The organism is Kaistia geumhonensis, from assembly GCF_030815145.1.
Classification (GTDB): Bacteria; Pseudomonadota; Alphaproteobacteria; order Rhizobiales; family Kaistiaceae; genus Kaistia; species Kaistia geumhonensis.
Map to the genome: position 1 here is coordinate 1,131,977 of NZ_JAUSWJ010000001.1, position 20,304 is coordinate 1,152,280.

Below are 20,304 nucleotides of genomic sequence, written 5' to 3' on the forward strand. Positions count from 1 at the left end.
TCCTCAGGTCCCCGACTGATGCCGGCGTTCCAGCCAGGAATGGAGTGTCATCATCCCGAGGATGATCGCACCGATGAAGATGTTGTAGGCGAGCCCCGGCACGCCGATCAGGACGATGCCGTTGCGCATCACGCGCAGGATGAACACGCCGAGCACAGTGCCGATGATGGTGCCGCGCCCGCCCGTCAGCGCCGTGCCGCCGATCACCACCATCGCGATGACCTCGAGCTCGTAGCCCGAGCCGCTGTTGGGGTTGGCGGACGAGGTGCGGATCGACGAGATGATGCCGGCCAGCGCCGCCAGCATGGCGGAGAGCATGAACAGGGCAACCTTCACCCGGTCGACATTGACACCGCGGGCGCGCGCCGCGCCCGGATTGCCGCCCGACGCCTGGATCCAGTTGCCGACGCGCGTGCCGGTCAAGAGATAGCCGAGCACGACGGCGAAGCCGATGAACCAGAACAGCGAGGCATAGAGGCGGAACGAGCCGATATAGAACGACCCGACCAGGATATCGGCCAGCCACTGCTCGCCCGAATTCCAGGTGCGCTGCGGGAAGCCGTCGGAGATGTAGAGCGCCGTTCCGCGCACGACGAGCAGCATGCCGAGCGTCACGAGGAAGGACGAGATGCGGATGCGCGTCACGAACCAGCCATTGGCCCAGCCGATCACGGCGGCCAGGAGCATCGCCACGAGGAAGGCGAGTTCGAGCGAGGCGGCGCCGGTGTTGAACAGTGTCCACATCACGACGGGCGCGAAGCCGAACACGGAGCCGACCGAAAGGTCGAACTCTCCGGACGTCATGAGCAGCGTCATCGCCAGCGCGATGAGACCGAGCTCGACCGTGAAGCTCAGCGTGTTGCTGATGTTTCCGACCGAGAGGAATTCATGATTGATCGACCAGAAGACGGCCAGCTCGACCAGGAGGAGGACGAGCGGCCCGAATTCCGGCCGGGCGATAAGTCGCTGGACGAAGCTGTGCTTTTCCACGAGCGGGGCGCCGATGCTGAGGGTCTGACGTGACAGGACGGCTGGCCGTCCCGCAAGCGGGGGCGAAGGAGGCGCGCCGGCCAGACGACCGACGCGCCGAACCCTGGATCTACCGTGCGATTACTTGCCCGACAGGATGTCGTCGTAGATCTGCGCGGTGTCCTTCTCGTAGAGGGCGCCGGTGATCACGTTGAAGCCCGGAGGAATGCCGCTCGCGGCCATGTTGGCGAGCGAGAGGGCGACATAGGAGGTCGCCTGCGGGTCCTGCCACTGGGCGGCGTTCACATAGCCCTGAAGCACTTCCTGCGTGGTATCGAGCGAATTGCCCCAGCCGACGACCGGAATCTCGCCCGGCTTGACGCCGACCTGGTCGAAGACGCGCTTGATCGAGCCGGTGACGAGGTCGCCGAGGCCGATGATCGCCTTCACCTTCTGCCGGTTGGCGGTGAGGTAATCGACCATGCGGTTGATGGCTTCGGCCTGATCGAGCTTGGCCTCGGTCACCTCATAGGTGATGCCGAGCGGCTCAAACACGCTCTTGATGCCTTCCTCTTCCTGCACGCCATAAGTGGCGCCGGGAATCTCGACGGGCATCCAGACGAAATCGCCCTTCTTCACCAGGCCCTTGTCGACCAGATACTGCGCCCAGCCACGACCGAACACGACATTGTCGCCGCCGACATAGGCGTCGAAGCTGGCCTGCGGGTCGGGCGTGTTGAAGTTGATGATCGGAATGTCGGCGGCGTTGGCTTCCTTGGCGACCTCGACCAGGCTGCCCGGATCGGGGCTGGTCGTGACGATGCCATCGGCCTTGGCGGCGATGGCGGCGCGGACGGCCTCCTGCTGCGAGGCGACGTTGCCCTCGTGGAACGAGGTGTTGACGGTGTTGCCGGTGTCGGTCGCCCACTGCTTGGCGCCGGCGAGGAAGTAGGTCCATACCGGATCGGCCACCGAGCCATGCGATATCCAGTAGAAGGTCTTGGCCTCGGCGGCGAGCGGCATGGCAATGGCCATGACGAGCGCCGACAAAGCGAGGGTCAGCTTCTTGAACACGGAAAGATCCTCCCGAAACAATTCTTCTCGTTGGTGTCCGGCGCGGTGGGGGAGCGCGCAGCCGCCGGTGCCTCGGCGCGGCCCTCTGCACGGATCGGGTCCTCCTAACCCTCACCGCGGAGACAGACGTCTCGGGCAGACAGTGGCACAGTTGATACCGGTCCCACAATCACCGGCCGACCGCGTCGCGCAGAAATTTCAATCGTTTCAGGAGGGATCTCACAGCCGTGCCAGAAGCTCGGTCTTCTTGGCGGCGAACTCCTCATCCGAAAGGATGCCGCGGTCGCGCATCGCGGCGAGACGCTCGATCTTCGCCAGGATGTCGCCCGAGAGGTCCGGAGAGGCGCCGGCGCGCGGCGATTCGGCTGGCACCGCTTCCGAAAGGGGCTTGTCCTCCGCGACGGGCGGACGGCCGATCACCGCGAGATCGGAGAGGCGCACCGTGCCGTGCTGGCTGGTGAAGGAGACGTCCGCGCCGGTGCCCTGCTGCTGCGAGACGCCGCCGATCGCGTGGTCGGCCGTATCGTAGAGCGTGACATGTCCGCCCTTGCGGATCGCGAGGCGCCGGCTGTCGGGAAAATAGGCATAGTGGAGGTCGTTCTGCGCGCCGCTCGCCGCCGGGCGCCCGAGTTCCGCCGGCCATGGCGAGAAGCCGGCGCCCGGCGCGAACAGCGGCGCCGCCTCGCGGCCGTCGCGGCGCTCCCCGGCCGTCGGCGCGGGGACGGCCTCGAAAACCCCGCCCGAGGCGAGTCCTTCCGCCAGATCGTCAAGCGCGGCGGCAACGCGCGTCTTCAGCGCATTGTTGAACATGTCGCCGATCATGATCATGCCGCCGGCGTTCCACTGTCCCATGCCGCCGACTGCGGGATGATCGAATTGCGCCTGCCTGCCGCCGCCCGCGGCGAGCGCCGCCAGAAGGACGATCACGGCCTCGGCGTCGAAGCCATGGCGCGCGGCGACATCGTCGACGAGGCGTCGTCCAATCTCGCTGAGGGATTGCCGGTTCGAGGAAGGCATGCGGGTTTTCCTTCTTTTCGGTGGTCAAAGCGACCGCGTCCCTTGCCGGCCGCGACTCTGCCACACAGATGAATGATGCGCTGCACAATCGTTGGGGGCGTTAATGCTGCCTTGCATCAACCGCAGCCCAGCCATGCGTTTTTTCGGTCTGCACATAAAAGCGGTCCATCCCTAGATTGGGGTCAACAAGGGCGAGGCAAGAACCCCACCCCGTTCGCCGGCCCAGAGATCAGTTTGAAGGATGACCACGATGAACCTCATCAACAGCTACAAGACCTGGCTCAAGTATCGCGAGACGAAGAACGAGCTTTCCCGCCTGACCCAGCGTGAACTGGCCGACCTCGGCATCAACCGTGCCGACATCAACCAGGTCGCCCGCAAGGCGGTTGCCGGTTACTGAGAATTAAGCTTCGCGGCGACGAACCTCCTCCCTCGTCTCCGTGATCAGGCGGCCCGCGACCTCCTCCCCGCGTCGCCGCCCCTTCTGAGAAACGCCCGCCGATCTCCTCCCCGGCGGGCGTTTTTCTTTGTCCGGACGGCTGTTGTCGTGGTGACGCCGCGAGCCTAATGTCCGCGCCATGACGACGAACGATCTCTCCGCGGGCGCCTTGCGTCCCATCCATGTCATCGGCGGCGGGCTCGCCGGCTCGGAAGCCGCCTGGCAGATCGCGCGGCGCGGCGTGCCGGTCGTGCTGCACGAGATGCGGCCCGTCCGCGCCACCGACGCCCACAAGACCGACGGCCTCGCCGAACTGGTCTGCTCCAACTCCTTCCGCTCCGACGATGCCGAGGCGAATGCCGTCGGACTGCTGCATGCCGAGATGCGCATGGCGGATTCGCTCATCATGGCGATGGGCGATCGGCACCAGGTGCCTGCCGGCGGCGCGCTCGCCGTCGACCGCGACGGCTTCTCGGCCGCCGTCACCGCGGCGCTCGAGGCGCATCCGCTCGTGACCATCGAGCGCGGCGAGATTGCCGGCCTGCCGCCGGAGGACTGGGACAATGTCATCGTCGCGACCGGCCCGCTGACCTCGGCGGCGCTCGCCGATGCCGTGCGCGGCCTGACGGGAGAGGATTCGCTCGCCTTCTTCGACGCCATCGCGCCGATCGTGCATTTCGATTCTATCGACCGCAGCATCGCCTGGTTCCAGTCGCGCTACGACAAGCCGGGACCGGGCGGCACCGGCGCCGACTATCTGAACTGCCCGATGACCGAGGCGGAATATAACGCCTTCGTCGACGCGCTGATCGCCGGCGAGAAGACCGAGTTCAAGGAGTGGGAAGCCTCGACGCCCTATTTCGACGGCTGCCTGCCAATCGAGGTGATGGCGGAGCGCGGCCGCGAGACGCTGCGCTTCGGTCCGATGAAGCCGGTCGGCCTCACCAATCCGAACGATCCGACGGTGAAGCCCTATGCGATCGTGCAGCTGCGCCAGGACAATGCGCTCGGCACGCTCTACAACATGGTCGGCTTCCAGACGAAGCTGAAATATGGCGCGCAGACCGCCATCTTCCGCATGATTCCCGGCCTTCAGAACGCCGAGTTCGCGCGGCTCGGCGGGCTGCACCGCAACACCTTCCTCAACTCGCCCAAGCTGCTGGACGGCTCGCTGCGCCTGAAGGCGATGCCGCGGCTGCGCTTCGCCGGCCAGATCACCGGCTGCGAAGGCTATGTCGAATCGGCGTCGATCGGGCTGCTGGCCGGACGCTTCGCTGCCGCCGAACGCCTCGGCGAGGCACCGTCGCTGCCGCCGCCGACCACCGCCTTCGGCGCACTGCTCGGTCACATCACGGGCGGCCATCTCTCGGCCGACGAGGGCGGCAATCGCTCCTTCCAGCCGATGAACGTCAATTTTGGCCTGTTCCCGCCGGTGACCGTGCCGAAGGAACCGGGCAAGCGGCTGCGCGGCAGCGAGAAGACGCTGGCCAAGAAGCACGCGCTGACCGCCCGGGCCCGCGCCGATGCGGCCGCATGGCTCGCCGGCGCCGTGGCCGAGGCGGCCGAGTGAGCCTCAGCTGAGCACCCGGATCTCCCTCACCTCGATGGCGCCATAGCGCGCCATCGGGATCTTCGATGCCACGGCCATCGCCTCGGCGCGGTCGCGGACATCGATCAGGATGAAGCCGCCGACATGCTCCTTGAGCTCGGCGAAGGGGCCGTCCGTATAGAAGGTCTCCTCCCCTCGCACGCGAATCGTCGTCGCGGTCGGCGGCTCGCCGAGCGCATGAGCGGCGATCAGGATCCCGCGCGCCGCGAGTTCGCCGTCATAGGCGAGCGACTCGTCGGTGATCGCCTGATGGTCGGCCGCCGTCAGGCCCTCGAAGCGTGTGGGATCGACGATCACGAGGCAGAGAAAGCGCATGGCAGCCGGTCCTTTCGGAGAATGATGACCGAGGACGAACGGAAGCCGCCCGCACCGACAGCCAGCCGCCCTCCCCCGTCAGCCGGCGATCGGAACGCCGAGCCTTCCCGCGAGGTCGGTGATGAACTGCCAGGCGACGCGGCCGGAGCGGGCGCCGCGGGTGGTCGCCCATTCCAGCGCATCGCGGTCGAGTTCGGCCTGATCGACATCGAGGCCGAAATGCGCGGCATAGCCATGCACCATGGCGAGATAATCGTCCTGGCTGCATTTGTGGAAGCCGAGCCAGAGGCCGAAGCGATCGGACAACGAGACCTTCTCCTCCACCGCCTCGTGCGGATTGATCGCCGTCGAGCGCTCGTTCTCCATCATGTCGCGCGGCAGCAGGTGGCGCCGGTTCGAGGTCGCGTAGAAGACGACATTGTCCGGCCGGCCCTCGACGCCGCCGTCCAGCGCCGCCTTCAGCGACTTGTAGGAGGTGTCGTCGTTGTCGAAGGAGAGATCGTCGCAGAAGAGGATCACGCGGCGCTCGCTGCCGCGCAGGAGGCTCATGAGCTCGGGCAGGCTGTCGATATCCTCGCGGTGGATCTCGATCAGCTTGACCGGATGGCCGCCGGGGAGACGCGCGGGATCGCGGTTGACCTCGGCCTGCGCCGCCTTGACCAGCGAGCTCTTGCCCATGCCCCGCGCGCCCCAGAGGAGCACATTGTTGGCCGGCAGGCCGCGCGCGAAGCGCTCCGTATTGTCGACGAGGATGTCGCGCACGCGGTCGACGCCCTTCAGCAGGGCCATGGCGACGCGGTTGACGCGCGGGACCGGCTGCAGGCTGGCGCTGGCCGCATGCCAGACGAAGGCGTCGGCGACGTCGAGGTCGAAAGGCGGGCGTGGCGCGGGCACGGCCCGCTCGATGAGCGCGATGAGCCGGTCGAGGCGGCTTGCGATGGCGGAAAGGCCGGTGTCGCTCGTGACGTCTCCCATGTCGCGAACGCTCCTTGATTTATGGGGGTCGAAAGGGGATGAAGGCCGCCTGCGGTACCACGGCGGCGGCTGCATTTGCAAAGCCCCGGAGCGCCGCTATAGTCCGCGCCGTTTTGCGAGCCGTTGTCTCTCCCTATGTGAAGGCCGGCGCAAACGACGCGCTCAATCGATGCGTTCCATCCGGACCGCCGAGGCATAGGGAAAGTCGATGTTCATCAGCCAGGCCTACGCACAAGCCGCAGGCGCCGCCGCGCCGGGCGGCATGGAAATGCTGATCCAGTTCGTCCCGTTCATCTTCGTCTTCGCCATCATGTGGTTCCTGATGATCCGTCCGCAGCGTCAGCGGGCGAAGCAGCATCAGGAGATGATCAAGAACGTCCGCCGCGGTGACACGATCGTGATGACCGGCGGCCTCATCGGCAAGATTGCCCGCGTCGTCGACGATGGCGAGCTCCTGCTCGAAGTCGGCGAGAATGTCCGCGTGCGCGTCTCGCGTGCCGCCATCGCCGATGTGCGCGCCAAGGGCGAGCCGGTCAAGGAAGGCGAGTAACCCTCGCCTTCATAACGGCCGGTTCAACGGCCGACCTCCTTCTGGAACGCACCATTCATGCTTCACTTCAGCCGCTGGAAGATGATCGCGATCCTGGCCGTCGTCCTGGTCGGGATCCTGGCAGCCGTCCCCAACCTGTTCTCGAAGGAGACGGTCGATTCCTGGCCGAGCTGGATGCCCAAGCGGCAGCTGGTGCTCGGCCTCGACCTCCAGGGTGGTGCGTATCTCCTCTATGAGGTGGACCGGCAGGACTATGTGCAGCGTCGGCTGCGCACCCTCGTCTCCGAGATCCGCACGGCGATGCTCGAGGATCCGCGCATCGGCTATTCGGGCCTCGGCGTGCAGGGACAGGGTGTGCAACTGCGCATCCGCGACCTGTCGCAGCTCGATCTCGTGCGCCAGCGGCTGGAGCCGCTGCGCAACCCGTTGAGCAATTCGCTGCTCGGCGGCACCGCGGTCAACGAGTTCGACCTTTCGGTCGGTTCGGACGGCCTCGTGCAGATGACCTATTCGCAGGCCGGCCTCACGCAGCGCGTCCGCTCGATCGTCGACCAGTCGATCGAGGTCATCGCGCGGCGTATCGACCAGCTCGGCACCGTCGAGCCGTCGATCCAGCGCCAGGGCGAGGACCGGATCCTCGTCGAGGCGCCCGGCCTCGGCGATCCCGAGCGGCTGAAGAACCTCGTCGGCCAGACGGCGCAGCTCACCTTCCATCTCGTCGACGGATCGTTCCAGACCGGGCAGGCGGAGCCGCAGCGCAAGCCGGGCACGATCGTCCTGCCGGCGCTCGACAGCCCCGGCGTCAACTACATCCTCGAAGAGGCGCCGCTCCTCACCGGCGAGGACCTGACGGACGCGCAGGCGACCTTCGACCAGCGCTCCAACGAGCCTGTCGTGTCGTTCCGCCTCACCACGGGCGGCGCGCAGACCTTCGGCAAGGTGACGCAGGTGAACGTCAACCGCGCCTTCGCCATCGTGCTCGACGACAAGGTCATCTCGGCTCCCGTCATCCGCGAGCCGATCCTCGGCGGCTCGGGCCAGATCAGCGGCAACTTCTCGATCCAGTCGGCCAACGACCTCGCGATCCTGCTGCGCGCCGGCTCGCTGCCGGCGAAGCTGACCATCGTCGAGGAGCGCAATGTCGGCCCCGGCCTCGGCGCCGATTCGATCCGCGCCGGCAAGATCGCCTCGATCATCGCCACCGTCGCGGTCTGCGCCTTCATGGTGATGACCTACGGCTTCCTCGGATGGCTCGCCAACATCGCCGTGATCGTGAACGTCATCATGATCTTCGGCATCATGACGATCCTCGGCGCCACGCTGTCGCTGCCCGGCATCGCGGGCGTCATCATCACCGTCGGCACCGCGGTCGATTCGAACGTGCTCATCTACGAGCGCATCCGTGAGGAATTCCGATCCGGACGATCCGCGATCGCCTCCATCGATGCCGGCTTCCACCGCGCGCTCGGCACCATCCTCGACGCGAACGTCACGACGCTCATCGCCGCGATCGTGCTCTTCTATCTGGGATCCGGACCGATCCGCGGCTTCGCCGTGACGCATGCCATCGGCGTCGCCACGACGATCTTCACCGCCTTCACCTTCACGCGGCTCATGGTCGCGCTGTGGGTGCGCTGGCGTCGTCCCACCAAGATCTCGCTCTGACGCGAAGAAAGGACACGTCCATGCGCCATCTTCGCCTCGTTCCGGACAACACCGCCATCCCGTTCATGCGGATGCGGAAGTTCACCTTCCCGGTCGCCGCGTTCCTGTCGATCATGTCGGTGATCCTGTTCTTCACCGTCGGCCCCAACTACGGCATCGACTTCCTCGGCGGCACGGTCATCGAGATCCAGACGAAGGATGCCAAGCCCGACCTCGGCAAGATCCGCGGCGAGCTCAACGGTCTCGGCATCGGCGACGTGCAGGTGCAGACGATCGGCGACGACAACTCCGTCCTCATCCGCATCGGCCAGCAGCCGGGCGGCGAGGCGGCGCAGCAGGAGGCGATCGCCAAGATCAAGGCGACGATCGGCGACGAGGCCGAGTTCCGCCGCACCGAGATCGTGGGACCGCGCGTTTCGGGCGAACTCGCCTTCAACGGCGCCATCGCGATGATCGTCACCTTCGCGGCGATCGCGGTCTATGTGTGGTTCCGCTTCGAATGGCAGTTCGCGGTCGGCTCGATCATCTCGGCGGCCAATGTCGTCGTGATGACCTTCGGCTTCTATGTGGTCACGCAGCACGAGTTCAACCTGACCTCGCTCGCCGCCATCCTGACCACGGTCGGCTATTCGCTGAACGACACCGTCGTCGTCTATGACCGAATCCGCGAGACGCTGCGCAAATACAAGAAGATCTCGCTCGGCGACCTCATCGACCGCGCGATCAACGACATGCTGGGCCGTACCGTCATCACCACGATGACGACCCTCATCGCGCTGCTGTCGCTCTACATCTTCGGCGGCGAGGTCATCCGGGCGTTCACGCTCGCCATGATCTTCGGCGTCATCGCGGCGATCTTCTCGTCGATCTGCGTGGCCGCGCCGGTGCTGATCTATTTCGGCCTCCGGCAGGACGCGCTCGACGAGAAGAAGAAGGACGCCGACGCCAAGCCGCAGAAGGCCTGAGGCGCGAGGCGCGCCATGGCAATCACCCGCCGGCCCGACGCGGTCGTCCCGCGCGACCAACACCTGCCGCAGCAGGTGCCGATCGACGCCTATGGCGGCGAGGCTGGGTTTCGCTTCGCCGACATGGCCCATCCGGGCTCGATCCTCGCCCTGCCGAGCGGCATCCATGGCTGGCCGGCGAAGACGGTGTCGGAGATCGACGCCGAGGCACTCGCGGCGGTGTTCGACCAGCGCGACGCCATCGACGTCCTCATCATCGGCACCGGCGCGGACATCGCGGCCATCGCGCCGGGGCTCCGCCAGGCGCTGCGCGAGGCGGGCATCGGCGTCGAGGTCATGGCGACGGGACCGGCGGTCAGGACCTACAATATCCTGCTTGCGGAAGGCCGGCCGGTGGCGGCGGCGCTCCTCGCACCCTAACTAGGCTGCATCCGCCTCATTTCCCCGAGACAGCGCCGGACCGTCGATGGACGCCTTCGCCTATGCCGCCGACGAGCTGCGCCGCGACGACCGCGAGCGCTTTCTCGCCGACCTCTTCGCCCCCGAGGCCGAACGACGGCATCTCTTCGCCCTTCACGCCTTCAATCTCGACGTGGCGCGGGTGCGCGAGAAGGTGCGCGATCCGTTGCCGGGCGAGGTGCGGCTGCAATGGTGGCGCGATCTCATCGAGGGCAAGCCGCATGGCGACGCCGCCGGCAACCCGCTGGCCGCCGCGCTGATCGAGACGATCTCGCTGGCCGGCCTGCCGCGCGCCGCGCTCGTCAACCTCATCGATGCGCGGGTGTTCGACCTCTATGACGACCCGATGCCGAGCGTCACCGATCTCGAGGGCTATGCCGGCGAGACGGCGTCGGCGCTCATCCAGTGCGGCGCGATGATCCTCGTCGGCGGGCGCGATCCGAAGAGCGCCGATGCCGCGGGCCATGCCGGCGTCGCGCAGGCGATCACCGGGCTGCTGCGCGCCCTCCCCTGGCATGCGCGGCGGCGGCAGCTCTATCTCCCTGCGGATCTCATGGCGAAGCATGGCGCGAAGGCCGAGGACGTCTTCGCAGGAAAACTGACTCCCGAAGTCGCGGCCGTGCTTGCCGATCTCCGCGCCCTCGCGCGCAGCCATCTCGCCAGGTCCCGCGCGCTGATCCCCGCGCTCGACCGCGCCGTGCTGCCGGCTTTCCTGCCGGTCGCGCTCGTGGAAACACTCCTCGCGATCATGGAAAAGCGCGGCTTCGATGCGCTCAACCAGCCGGCCGAGCTGCCGCAATGGCGCACGCAATGGCTGCTCTGGCGTGCGGCGCGGCGCGGCAACGTCTAGAAGACAGCGGGAATTCTACTCGCGATAGCCGGCGACGGCGCGGGCGCGCTCGACGAGCGGCATTTCGGGGAAGGCCTCGCGGACGGCGCGGAGCGCCTCGGCACCCGAGGCCGGGGCCATGAGATCGAGCAGGCGACGCATCTGCGCGATCTGCAGATCGAGGGCGGCGACGAAGCGCGGATCGTCGGCGGCGAGCGTCTCGGCCTCGAAGTCACGCGGGGCATGCTGCATCGGCGCTCTCCCTCGTCCGGAGCATCCTGCGGCCCCATCCCCCCGAATTTGCGCTGTCAGGGTTAACCGAGCGTAAAGACGCCACTGGCCGCCCGCCTTGTCTCGGGCCGCGACACTCCCCAGAATGAGCGGGCCCGACACCTGCCGCGAGAGCATCATGACGACAGCCTATCCGCGCGACCTCATCGGCTACGGCCGCACGCCGCCCGATCCGAAATGGCCCGGCGGCGCGCATGTCGCGGTGCAGTTCGTCGTCAACTACGAGGAAGGCGGCGAGAGCAACATCCTCGACGGCGACAAGGCGTCCGAGATGCTGCTCTCGGAGATCGTCGGCGCGCAGCCCTGGCCGGGCCAGCGCAACCTCAACATGGAATCGATCTACGAATATGGCTCGCGCGCCGGCTTCTGGCGGCTGTGGCGGCTGTTTTCGAGCCGCGGCATCCCCGTCACCTGCTATGGCGTGACGCTCGCGATGCAGCGCAATCCCGAAGCGGTCGCCGCGATGAAGGAAGCGGACTGGGAGATCGCCAGCCACGGCCTCAGATGGCTGGAATACAAGGATTTCCCGGAGGCCGAGGAGCGGCGGCACATTATCGACGCCATCCGCATCCACACGGAGATCACCGGCTCGCGGCCGCTCGGCTTCTACCAGGGCAAACCGTCCGACAACACGTTGCGGCTCCTGATGGAGGAAGGCGGCTTCCTCTACACCTCCGACAGCTATGCCGACGACCTGCCCTATTGGGTGGCGGGGCCGCATGGCCCGCATCTCATCATCCCCTATACGCTCGACACCAACGACATGCGCTTCGCGACGCCGCAGGGGTTCAACTCGGGCGACCAGTTCTTCACCTATCTGAAGGACGCGTTCGACATGCTCTACGAGGAAGGCGCGGCTGGCGCGCCGAAGCTCCTCAATGTCGGCCTCCATTGCCGCCTCGTCGGCCGGCCGGCGCGCGCGCAGGCGCTCGCCCGTTTCGTCGACTATGTCGCCTCCAAGGACAAGGTCTGGATCCCGCGCCGCATCGACATCGCCTGGCACTGGCACGCCCATCACAAGCCGGCGTGAGGCGGGCGGCCGCGGGCGCTGCAAATCCTGGTTGTCATTCGCGCCCTGCGATGCGCATCATCCCGAAAACGCCGAAGACCGCGACAGGCGGCGGAGCGTCAACACGGGAAGGAGGAAGCGCTATGCCCGGCAAGAAGATCCTGATGCTGGTTGGCGATTTTACCGAGGAATACGAGATCTTCGTCTTCCAGCAGGGGATGGAGGCGGTCGGCCATACCGTCCACGTCGTCTGCCCGGACAAGAAGACCGGCGACACGCTGCGCACCTCGCTGCATGATTTCGAGGGCGACCAGACCTACACCGAGAAGCTCGGCCACAACTTCACGATCAACAAGACCTTCTCGAAGGTCGATCCGGCCGACTACGACGCCGTCTACTGCGCCGGCGGCCGCGGACCGGAGTACATCCGCACCGACAAGCGCGTGCAGGCGATCGTCCGCCACTTCCACGAGGCGCAGAAGCCGATCTTCACCATCTGCCACGGCGTGCAGATCCTGGTCGCGGTCGACGGCGTGGTGACGGGCAAGAAGGTCGCGGCGCTCGGCGCCTGCGAGCCGGAAGTGCGCCTCGCCGGCGGCACGTATATCGATGTCGGACCGACCGAGGCCTATGTCGACGGCGTCATGGTCTCGGCCAAGGGCTGGACCGGGCTCGCGGCCTTCATGCGCGAATGCCTGAAGATCCTCGGCACCGAGATCATCCACGGCCCCGCCGCCACGCCCGGCACCAAGGCCGACAAGCCCGCCGCCAAGGCCAAGCGCGTCCCGAAGACCGAGGCAGCGGACGACGCGAAGCCGGCCCCGCGCGCCCGCCGCACGAAGAAGCTGGAACCGGCATAGCGGGCTCCCTCCGGCATCGAGGCGGTCGTCATGCCCGCGGTGGACCCGGGCATGACGCCATGTGCGTGACCGTCCGCCCCGCGCCTCGAGGAAATGGCCCGGCGGGTTGATCCCTCGGCGCATCGGCTCTATCGGTGTGGCGCCGCGGCGTGGCGCCGCCGGCAGCAGCCGAGACCGTTCCCATGCTCGACATCAAGTGGATCCGCGACAATCCCGCAGCCCTCGACCGCGCGCTGACGCGCCGCGGTGCCCCGCCGGCCGCCGAGATCATCCTCGGCATCGACGAGGAGCGCCGCGCGCATATCCAGAAGGTGCAGTCGGCGCAGGAACGGCGCAATTCGGCATCGAAGGAGATCGGCAAGGCGAAGGCCGCCAAGGACGAGGCGACGGCGGCGACGCTGATGGCCGAAGTCGCGGGCATCAAGGACTTCCTCGCCCATGCCGAGGAAGACGAGCGCCGGCTCGACAAGGCGCTCGCCGATGCGCTCGCCGTGCTGCCCAACGTCCCGCTCGACGACGTGCCGAACGGCCGCGACGAGAAGGACAATGTCGAGAAATCGATGTCCGGCCAAAAGCGGCTCTACGGCTTCGAGCCGAAGGAGCATTTCGAGATCGGCGTCGCCGAGAAGCTGATGGACTTCGAGACGGCGGCGAAGCTCTCAGGCAGCCGCTTCGTGATCCTCAAGGCCGGCCTCGCCCGGCTCGAGCGCGCGCTCGGCCAGTTCATGCTCGATACGCACACGGCCGAGCATGGCTACACCGAAGTGCAGCCGCCGCTGCTGGTCAGGGACGACGCGCTCTACGGTACCGCGCAGCTGCCGAAATTCGCCGAGGACCTCTTCAAGGCCGGCGATCAGCACTGGCTGATCCCGACCGCCGAGGTGCCGCTGACCAATATGGTTCGCGAGGCGATCCTCGAGGAGAAGGAGCTGCCGCTGCGCTTCACGGCGTTGACGCCCTGCTTCCGCTCGGAGGCGGGTTCGGCCGGACGCGATACGCGCGGCATGCTGCGCCAGCACCAGTTCGACAAGGTCGAGCTCGTCTCGATCACCACGCCGGAGACCTCGATCGCCGAGCATGAGCGCATGCTCGGCTGCGCCGAGGCCGTGCTGCAGAAGCTCGACCTGCATTACCGCGTGGTGACGCTCTGCACTGGCGACATGGGCTTCGGCGCGCAGAAGACCTACGACATCGAGGTCTGGCTGCCGGGCCAGAAGGCCTATCGCGAGATCTCGTCCGTCTCGGTCTGCGGCGATTTCCAGGCGCGGCGCATGAATGCGCGCTTCCGTCCCGCGGGCGACGCCAAGGGCACGCGCTTCGTGCACACGCTGAACGGCTCCGGCACGGCGGTCGGCCGCTGCCTGATCGCGGTGATGGAGACCTTCCAGAACGAGGATGGCAGCGTAACGATTCCGCCGGCGCTGCGCCCCTATATGGGCGGACTCGAAAAGCTCGACGCCTGAACGGAGACCGCGATGCGCATCCTGCTGACCAATGACGACGGCATCCACGCGCCGGGCCTCGCCGTGCTCCAGCGGATCGCGCATCAGCTCTCCGACGATGTCTGGACGGTGGCGCCGGAGACCGACCAGTCCGGCCTCGCCCATTCGCTGACGCTCTCCGAGCCGCTTCGGCTGCGCGAGGTCGACGATAGGACCTATGCGCTGCGCGGCACGCCGACCGATTGCGTCATCATGGCGGTGCGGCGCATCCTCGGCGGGCTGCCGGACCTCGTGCTCTCCGGCGTCAATGCCGGCCAGAACGCCGCCGACGACGTGACCTATTCGGGCACGGTGGCCGGTGCCATCGAGGGGACGCTGCTCGGCATTCCCTCGATCGCGCTCAGCCAGGCCTCGATCTCGGTCGACGGCAAGCGGACGATCCCCTTCGAGACAGCCGAGCGCCATGCGCCGGCCATCCTCGACCGGCTCGTGCGCGAAACGCCGCCGCGCGGCGTCCTCTACAACGTCAACTTCCCCTCCTGCCTGCCGGACGCGGTGGAAGGCGTGCGCGTCACGGTGCAGGGCACGGTCGGCCATGGCCTCACCATCGAGGAGCGCGAGGACGGGCGCGGCCAGCCCTATTTCTGGCTGAAGTACCAGCGCGGCGCCGAGGCGCATCGCGAGGGGACCGACGTCCACGCCATCGCGCATTCCGCGATCTCGGTGACGCCGCTCCGGCTCGACCTGACCGCCCATGACGAGCTCGCGAAGCTCGGCGCGCTCTTCGCCGGACACTGAGGTCACAAAACCGCTCGGGCACTAAGGCCGCGTTTACCACCCGCGTTGCATCACTCGTCACTGCGAGAACGAGGGCGTGTAGCGTATGGCACTCGGAGCAGTGAGGTTCGATCCGCGGCCGGAGGTCGATATGACCCCGTTCGTGCCGATCGCGGAATTCCTGCTGACATTGCGGCAGATGGGCATCATGGACCGGCAGATCCTCGCCGCCATGGAATCCGTGCCGCGCGCGCTGTTCCTCGATGGCGAGGGACGGCATGGCCCGCTCTTCGCCGAGCGGCCGCAGCCGATCGCCTGCGGGCAGACCAACACGCCGCCGATCCTGATCGCCGTGATGCTGCGGGCGCTGGCGCTGACCGGGCGCGAGCGCATCCTCGATGTGGGCACAGGTTCCGGCTATCTCGCCGCCGTGCTCTCGATGATGAGCCGGCATGTCTACACCATAGAACGCTTCCGCACGCTGGCCGAGGCGGCGCGGGCGCGCTTCGCCGCGATCCGCAGCGACAGCATCACCGCGGTGCATGGCGACGGCATGCATGGCTGGTCGGAGCGGGCGCCTTTCGACCGCATCGTGACCATGGCCTCGGCCCCCGAGCCGCCACGCTACCTCATCGACCAGCTGGCGCCGAACGGCGTCATGATCATGCCGATCGGCCCCGCCGACGGGACGCAGATGCTGACTCGGTTCCAGCGCGTCGAGCGCAACTTCCAGCGCTCGGACATCTGCGAGGTGCGCTTCGTACCGCTGATCCAGGGCAAGGCGATCCGGCTCTGAAAGGGAGACGGCACCGCCCATCCCACGGCGATTCCGAGGCTTTTTCGCAGCGTTTCCGGTCCGCTTAAGCCTTTGTCAACGTTACCGGGCTTTACTCGCCGATACCGATTGTCCGTTGCGTCGCGAGTTGCCACCGATGCGTAAAAGCGTTTCCCCTGCCCGTTCGCGGTTCTTCGTCCAGGTTGCGGCCATCTCTCTTCTCGCCGGCCTGACGGCGGCGTGCAGCGGTGACTCGACCCGGTTCGGGATCCCGGCCTTCACCGGAAGCACGGCCAACCAGAAAGCCATCATCGGCGGCGACGACCAGCCCATGCCGGCGCCGGTCGCCGACGTGTCGTCGCAGCCCGTGCAGAGCACGCAGATGGCCGGCTCGTCCCGTCAGGACGCGCTGCTGCCCGGCGTCGCCCCCGCCCCGGTCGCCACCGCCGCGCAGCCGCAGCCGCTGAACCGCCCGATCGAGCCCGTGCAGACGGCCGCCGCCACGCCGGCCGCGACCGGCAAGCCCGGCTGGAACGCGGCGAGCGGCACCGTCGTCACGCTCGGCCCCGGCGAGACCCTGTCCTCGGTCTCCCGGCGCTATGGCGTCCCGGTCAAGGAACTCGCCCGCGTCAACAACATCGCCGACCCCTCGGCGGTCGGCATCGGCACGCGCATCACCATCCCGACCTATGGCGTCGCCGGCGGCGCGGCAAAGCCCGCAGTCGCGGTCGCCGACGAGAAGAAGGTGGCGACGACCGATCCGTCGACCTCGCTCTCCGGCCTCCACACCGTCACGCCCGGCCAGACCGTCGATCAGATCGCCCGGCTCTACAATGTGAGTCCGAAGGAGATCGCGGCGCTGAATCATCTCGGCGCCAACGATGCGCTGAGGAGCGGACAGCAGATCAAGATCCCGGGCCACAGCCCGACCAGCACCGTCGCGATGCGTCCGGAGCCGGTCCGCAAGCCCGAGACGCCGAAGGGCGAGGAAGGCGACGCCGCCAAGCCGGTCGCGCAGGCCGCGCCGGGCGCCGATGCGCCCGAGACCACCGCCTCGATCTCACCCGCTCCGGCCGACAAGGCCGCGGTTGCCGATGCCGCCAAGGAAATGGCCGCCGCAGCCGCCAAGCCGCAGCCGACCGCCTATGCGCCGGCCTCGGGCAATACCGAGACGGCCGCCGTCGCCGACGCGCCCTCCGCCAACGGCACGTCCTTCCGCTGGCCGGTGCGCGGCCGCATCATCGGCTCCTTCGGCTCCGGCCCGACCGGCGAGCGCAATGACGGCATCAATCTCGCGGTGCCGGAAGGCACCTCGATCAAGGCTGTCGAGGCCGGAACCGTCATCTATGCCGGCAACGAGCTGCAGGGCTACGGCCAGCTCGTGCTGATCCGCCACGCCGACGGCTGGGTCTCGGCCTATGCCCACAACAGCGCGATCCTCGTGCAGCGCGGCGACACGGTGCGGCGCGGCCAGATCATCTCGCGCGCCGGCACCTCCGGCAATGTGAGCGCGCCGCAGCTGCACTTCGAGCTGCGCAAGGGCTCGAAGCCGGTCAACCCGCTGGATTACCTGCAGGGCTGACCGCCGGCCCATTCCCCCAAAGACAATGCCCGGGCCATGGCCCGGGCTTTTTTCGTTTCGGCAGAGGTCGGGGGCGCCCGGAGGCGCCCCTCTGTCGCTCAGGGCTGCGTGTAGGCGGTCTTCACGGTCGTGAAGAACTCGGCGGCGTACTTGCCCTGCTCGCGCGGGCCGTAGCTGGAGCCCTTCCGGCCGCCGAACGGCACGTGATAATCGACGCCGGCGGTCGGCAGGTTGACCATGACCATGCCGGCCTCCGCGTTGCGGCGGAAATGCGAGGCATGCTTGAGGCTGGTCGTCACGATGCCGGCCGAGAGGCCGAAGGCGGTGTCGTTGGCGACGGCGAGCGCCTCCTCATAGTCCTTGACCTTGATGACGCTGGCGACCGGGCCGAATACCTCTTCCTTGTTGATGCGCATCTCCGGCGTAGTGCCGGTGAACAGCGCCGGCTCGAGGAAGAAGCCCGGATTGTCGCGCTCGATGCGACGGCCGCCGAAGGCGAGCTCGCCGCCCTCTTCCTTGGCGATCTTGATGTAGTTCTCGTCCTGGTCGAGCTGGCTCTGGTCGACGACCGGGCCGATATTGGTGCCCTGCTTGATCGCGTCGTCGACGACGAGATCCTTCATGCGCTTCACCATCGCCTCGACATAGGCGTCGTGGATCTTCTCGGTGACGATGAGGCGAGAGGAGGCCGTGCAGCGCTGGCCGGTCGAGAAGAAGGCGCTGTTGACGGTGGTCTCGACCGCGGTCTTGAGATCGGCGTCGTCGAGAACGACGGTCGGGTTCTTGCCGCCCATCTCGAGCTGGAACTTGCGCATCACCGCGATCGAGGCCTCGGCGACCTTCTTGCCGGTTCCGACCGAACCGGTGAAGGACAGCGCGTTGACCTTCGGCGATTCGAGGATCGCCTGGCCGACGACCGAGCCGCGGCCCATGACGAGGTTGAGCACGCCCTTCGGCAGGCCGTTGCGGACCAGGATGTCGACGATGGTCCAGGTGCAGCCCGGCACGAGGTCGGCCGGCTTGATGACGACCGTGTTGCCATAGGCGAGCGCCGGCGCGATCTTCCAGGCCGGAATGGCGATCGGGAAGTTCCAGGGCGTGATCAGGCCGACGACTCCGATCGGCTCGCGGGTGATCTGGACGTCGATGCCCGGACGGACGGAGGGCAGCACCTCGCCCGCGAGGCGCAGCGTCTCGCCGGCGAAGAAGTGGAAGATCTGCGCGGCACGGATGGTCTCGCCAATGCCCTCGGGAAGCGTCTTGCCTTCCTCGCGCGACAGCAGGCGGCCGATCTCCTCCTTGCGGGCGAGGATCTCGTCGCCGGTCGCCTTCAGGATGTCGTGGCGCTGCTGGATGCCCGACTGGGACCAGGTCTTGAACGCGGCCTGCGCGGCGTCGATGGCGGCGCGGGCGTCCTCGGCGGTGCCCTGCGCGAAGGTGCCGACCACCTCATTGGTGTTGGACGGGTTGATGTTGGGCCGCGCATCGCCGCCCACCCATTCGCCGCCGATATAGTTCTTGTGAAGTTCGGTCATCGGAAATCCTCGACTACCTTGGCTTGTAAAGGGTACGCCGCCCCGAGGGTCGGAGCGGCGCTCGGCCGGCAGGACCGGCCCTTGTGGTGCAGGTTGGCGGGCGCTCAGAGCGCCGTCACCGTCACGCTCTCTTCCGGAGCATAGGCGAGCGCATTCCTGAGCGGCAGCCCGAACGCCTCCGACTCGATCTCGAAGACGTCACCCGGCTCGGTGCGGATGCCGAAGGCGACCGAGAGCGTCGCCGTGCCATAGGTGTGCACATGCACCTGGCCCGGACGGCGGAAGAAGTCATACTTGAAGTGGTGATGCTCCAGATTGGCGAGCGTGTGCGACATGTTCGCCTCGCCAGACAGGAAGGGCTCGTCGAAGATCACCTTGTCGTCGCGCAGGATGCGCGAGCGGCCGCGGACGTCGTCCGGCAGCGCACCGACGAGAAGCTCCGGGCCGACCGAGCAGGGACGCAGCTTGGAATGGGCGAGGTAGAGATAGTTCACCCGCTCCATCACATGGTCCGAAAACTCGTTGGCGAGCGCGAAGCCGATGCGGAACGGGCGGCCGTCGTCGGCGATGATGTAGATGCCGGCGACCTCCGGCTCCTCGCCGCCGTCCTGCGCGAAGGACGGCGCCGTCAGCGGCTGGCCCGGACCGACGAGCAGCGCGCCGTCGCCCTTGTAGAACCATTCCGGCTGCACGCCGACCTTGCCGGCGGCCGGCTTGCCGCCCTCGATGCCCATGCGGAACATCTTCATCGAATCGGTCAGCGTCTCCTCGGCGGCGGCGACCGTCTTGTGCATCGCGTCGCGGGCCGAGGCCGAGCCGAGATGGGTGAGGCCCGTGCCGGTGATGAGCAGATGGGCCGGATCGGGATGATCGATCGGCGCCAGCACACGGCCGGACGCCAAAAGCGCCGCTCGATCGACGCTCTCGCCCTTGCCGGCCGCCTCGACCACCGCCTCGATGCTGCTGCGCGCCGCGATCGCCGCGCGCGCGAGATCATAGACAGTGCGATGGCCGGGAACGATCGCCGAGCTCTCGGCGCCGGCCGGGCCGGTCGTCGCCACCACGGCGCGCTCGCCGCCTTCCGTCAGGATCTGAATCAGTCGCATCGCTTCCTCCTTCTCGCCTTTCATGCGCCGGCGGCATGCTTGCGCCGGCATTGATCACAGG

20 protein-coding genes and 1 pseudogene are annotated in these 20,304 nt (G+C 67.5%); 13 read left to right on the plus strand and 8 right to left on the minus strand.

The window, feature by feature from the left end; translation table 11 throughout:
- Positions 1-3: 3 nt before the first annotated feature.
- From QO015_RS05340 to QO015_RS05350, 3 genes are all read right to left on the minus strand, one after another.
- A complete protein-coding gene (locus QO015_RS05340; protein ID WP_266281013.1) occupies positions 4-990 on the minus strand; it encodes an ABC transporter permease in 987 nt (328 codons plus the stop codon).
- 120 nt (positions 991-1,110) lie between these two features.
- Complete coding sequence (locus tag QO015_RS05345) at positions 1,111-2,004, minus strand: substrate-binding domain-containing protein (protein ID WP_370877451.1); 894 nt, start codon at positions 2,002-2,004, stop codon at positions 1,111-1,113.
- Positions 2,005-2,262: 258 nt separating this feature from the next.
- The gene (locus QO015_RS05350) at positions 2,263-3,060 is read right to left on the minus strand and encodes an SHOCT domain-containing protein (protein ID WP_266281011.1); all 798 of its coding nucleotides are present in this window, start codon (positions 3,058-3,060) and stop codon (positions 2,263-2,265) included.
- Positions 3,061-3,310: 250 nt separating this feature from the next.
- Between QO015_RS05350 and QO015_RS05355 the strand changes: the two genes are divergently transcribed.
- The gene (locus tag QO015_RS05355) at positions 3,311-3,460 is read left to right on the plus strand and encodes a DUF1127 domain-containing protein (protein ID WP_266281010.1); all 150 of its coding nucleotides are present in this window, start codon (positions 3,311-3,313) and stop codon (positions 3,458-3,460) included.
- A 178-nt stretch (positions 3,461-3,638) separates the two neighbouring features.
- Entirely contained in the window at positions 3,639-5,069 is a 1,431-nt protein-coding gene (gene trmFO / locus QO015_RS05360) for a methylenetetrahydrofolate--tRNA-(uracil(54)-C(5))-methyltransferase (FADH(2)-oxidizing) TrmFO (RefSeq protein ID WP_266281009.1), read from the plus strand.
- 3 nt (positions 5,070-5,072) lie between these two features.
- On the opposite strand, the gene QO015_RS05365 is transcribed toward trmFO, so the two are convergent.
- Together QO015_RS05365 and QO015_RS05370 are read right to left on the minus strand one after the other, a co-directional pair.
- Positions 5,073-5,423, minus strand: a complete 351-nt coding sequence (locus QO015_RS05365; protein WP_266281008.1) for a YciI family protein — start codon at positions 5,421-5,423, stop codon at positions 5,073-5,075.
- Between the two features lie 78 nt (positions 5,424-5,501).
- Positions 5,502-6,398, minus strand: a complete 897-nt coding sequence (locus QO015_RS05370) for an ATP-binding protein (RefSeq protein ID WP_266281007.1) — start codon at positions 6,396-6,398, stop codon at positions 5,502-5,504.
- A gap of 208 nt (positions 6,399-6,606) precedes the next feature.
- Here QO015_RS05370 and yajC point away from each other — a divergent pair, with 208 nt between their 5' ends.
- Genes yajC through QO015_RS05395 form a run of 5 tightly spaced genes read left to right on the plus strand, consistent with a single transcriptional unit; the run spans position 6,607 to position 10,887 of the window.
- The gene (gene yajC, locus QO015_RS05375) at positions 6,607-6,948 is read left to right on the plus strand and encodes a preprotein translocase subunit YajC (RefSeq protein ID WP_266281006.1); all 342 of its coding nucleotides are present in this window, start codon (positions 6,607-6,609) and stop codon (positions 6,946-6,948) included.
- Between the two features lie 57 nt (positions 6,949-7,005).
- Positions 7,006-8,613 carry a protein translocase subunit SecD gene (secD, locus tag QO015_RS05380; protein WP_266281005.1) on the plus strand — a complete coding sequence of 536 codons (1,608 nt, stop codon included), beginning with the start codon at positions 7,006-7,008 and terminating at the stop codon, positions 8,611-8,613.
- 20 nt (positions 8,614-8,633) lie between these two features.
- Positions 8,634-9,578, plus strand: a complete 945-nt coding sequence (secF, locus tag QO015_RS05385; RefSeq protein ID WP_266281004.1) for a protein translocase subunit SecF — start codon at positions 8,634-8,636, stop codon at positions 9,576-9,578.
- 15 nt (positions 9,579-9,593) lie between these two features.
- Positions 9,594-9,998 (plus strand): Mth938-like domain-containing protein, encoded by a 405-nt coding sequence (locus QO015_RS05390; protein ID WP_266281002.1) that lies wholly within the window; start codon positions 9,594-9,596, stop codon positions 9,996-9,998.
- A 46-nt stretch (positions 9,999-10,044) separates the two neighbouring features.
- Positions 10,045-10,887 (plus strand): phytoene/squalene synthase family protein, encoded by an 843-nt coding sequence (locus tag QO015_RS05395; RefSeq protein WP_266281001.1) that lies wholly within the window; start codon positions 10,045-10,047, stop codon positions 10,885-10,887.
- Positions 10,888-10,902: 15 nt separating this feature from the next.
- Here the strand turns inward: QO015_RS05395 and QO015_RS05400 are convergent, their stop codons facing one another.
- Positions 10,903-11,118 (minus strand): hypothetical protein, encoded by a 216-nt coding sequence (locus QO015_RS05400; protein ID WP_266281000.1) that lies wholly within the window; start codon positions 11,116-11,118, stop codon positions 10,903-10,905.
- A 157-nt stretch (positions 11,119-11,275) separates the two neighbouring features.
- Between QO015_RS05400 and puuE the strand changes: the two genes are divergently transcribed.
- From puuE to QO015_RS05430, 6 genes and pseudogenes are all read left to right on the plus strand, one after another.
- Entirely contained in the window at positions 11,276-12,187 is a 912-nt protein-coding gene (gene puuE, locus QO015_RS05405) for an allantoinase PuuE (RefSeq protein ID WP_266280999.1), read from the plus strand.
- A gap of 122 nt (positions 12,188-12,309) precedes the next feature.
- A pseudogene (locus tag QO015_RS05410) lies at positions 12,310-12,891 on the plus strand (DJ-1/PfpI family protein); the annotation flags it as partial.
- 317 nt (positions 12,892-13,208) lie between these two features.
- The gene (serS, locus tag QO015_RS05415; RefSeq protein ID WP_266280997.1) at positions 13,209-14,489 is read left to right on the plus strand and encodes a serine--tRNA ligase; all 1,281 of its coding nucleotides are present in this window, start codon (positions 13,209-13,211) and stop codon (positions 14,487-14,489) included.
- 12 nt (positions 14,490-14,501) lie between these two features.
- On the plus strand, positions 14,502-15,266 hold the full coding sequence (surE, locus tag QO015_RS05420; protein WP_266280995.1) for a 5'/3'-nucleotidase SurE: 765 nt from the start codon (positions 14,502-14,504) through the stop codon (positions 15,264-15,266).
- A 130-nt stretch (positions 15,267-15,396) separates the two neighbouring features.
- Positions 15,397-16,041, plus strand: coding sequence for a protein-L-isoaspartate(D-aspartate) O-methyltransferase (locus QO015_RS05425; protein ID WP_266280993.1), 645 nt, complete (start codon positions 15,397-15,399; stop codon positions 16,039-16,041).
- A 136-nt stretch (positions 16,042-16,177) separates the two neighbouring features.
- The gene (locus tag QO015_RS05430; RefSeq protein WP_266280992.1) at positions 16,178-17,602 is read left to right on the plus strand and encodes a peptidoglycan DD-metalloendopeptidase family protein; all 1,425 of its coding nucleotides are present in this window, start codon (positions 16,178-16,180) and stop codon (positions 17,600-17,602) included.
- A 98-nt stretch (positions 17,603-17,700) separates the two neighbouring features.
- Here the strand turns inward: QO015_RS05430 and QO015_RS05435 are convergent, their stop codons facing one another.
- On the minus strand, positions 17,701-19,137 hold the full coding sequence (locus QO015_RS05435) for an aldehyde dehydrogenase family protein (RefSeq protein WP_266280991.1): 1,437 nt from the start codon (positions 19,135-19,137) through the stop codon (positions 17,701-17,703).
- 104 nt (positions 19,138-19,241) lie between these two features.
- On the minus strand, positions 19,242-20,243 hold the full coding sequence (araD1, locus tag QO015_RS05440) for an AraD1 family protein (RefSeq protein ID WP_266280990.1): 1,002 nt from the start codon (positions 20,241-20,243) through the stop codon (positions 19,242-19,244).
- Between the last annotated feature and the right edge of the window lie 61 nt (positions 20,244-20,304).

Excerpts from the sequence above, each read along its gene's own strand:
- QO015_RS05345 (WP_370877451.1), bottom strand. The coding sequence starts at position 2,004 with ATGGCCATTGCCATGCCGCTCGCCGCCGAGGCCAAGACCTTCTACTGG.
- QO015_RS05350 (WP_266281011.1), bottom strand. The coding sequence starts at position 3,060 with ATGCCTTCCTCGAACCGGCAATCCCTCAGCGAGATTGGACGACGCCTC.
- QO015_RS05355 (WP_266281010.1), top strand. The coding sequence starts at position 3,311 with ATGAACCTCATCAACAGCTACAAGACCTGGCTCAAGTATCGCGAGACG.
- trmFO (WP_266281009.1), top strand. The coding sequence starts at position 3,639 with ATGACGACGAACGATCTCTCCGCGGGCGCCTTGCGTCCCATCCATGTC.
- QO015_RS05365 (WP_266281008.1), bottom strand. The coding sequence starts at position 5,423 with ATGCGCTTTCTCTGCCTCGTGATCGTCGATCCCACACGCTTCGAGGGC.
- QO015_RS05370 (WP_266281007.1), bottom strand. The coding sequence starts at position 6,398 with ATGGGAGACGTCACGAGCGACACCGGCCTTTCCGCCATCGCAAGCCGC.
- yajC (WP_266281006.1), top strand. The coding sequence starts at position 6,607 with ATGTTCATCAGCCAGGCCTACGCACAAGCCGCAGGCGCCGCCGCGCCG.
- secD (WP_266281005.1), top strand. The coding sequence starts at position 7,006 with ATGCTTCACTTCAGCCGCTGGAAGATGATCGCGATCCTGGCCGTCGTC.
- secF (WP_266281004.1), top strand. The coding sequence starts at position 8,634 with ATGCGCCATCTTCGCCTCGTTCCGGACAACACCGCCATCCCGTTCATG.
- QO015_RS05390 (WP_266281002.1), top strand. The coding sequence starts at position 9,594 with ATGGCAATCACCCGCCGGCCCGACGCGGTCGTCCCGCGCGACCAACAC.
- QO015_RS05395 (WP_266281001.1), top strand. The coding sequence starts at position 10,045 with ATGGACGCCTTCGCCTATGCCGCCGACGAGCTGCGCCGCGACGACCGC.
- QO015_RS05400 (WP_266281000.1), bottom strand. The coding sequence starts at position 11,118 with ATGCAGCATGCCCCGCGTGACTTCGAGGCCGAGACGCTCGCCGCCGAC.
- puuE (WP_266280999.1), top strand. The coding sequence starts at position 11,276 with ATGACGACAGCCTATCCGCGCGACCTCATCGGCTACGGCCGCACGCCG.
- serS (WP_266280997.1), top strand. The coding sequence starts at position 13,209 with ATGCTCGACATCAAGTGGATCCGCGACAATCCCGCAGCCCTCGACCGC.
- surE (WP_266280995.1), top strand. The coding sequence starts at position 14,502 with ATGCGCATCCTGCTGACCAATGACGACGGCATCCACGCGCCGGGCCTC.
- QO015_RS05425 (WP_266280993.1), top strand. The coding sequence starts at position 15,397 with ATGACCCCGTTCGTGCCGATCGCGGAATTCCTGCTGACATTGCGGCAG.
- QO015_RS05430 (WP_266280992.1), top strand. The coding sequence starts at position 16,178 with ATGCGTAAAAGCGTTTCCCCTGCCCGTTCGCGGTTCTTCGTCCAGGTT.
- QO015_RS05435 (WP_266280991.1), bottom strand. The coding sequence starts at position 19,137 with ATGACCGAACTTCACAAGAACTATATCGGCGGCGAATGGGTGGGCGGC.
- araD1 (WP_266280990.1), bottom strand. The coding sequence starts at position 20,243 with ATGCGACTGATTCAGATCCTGACGGAAGGCGGCGAGCGCGCCGTGGTG.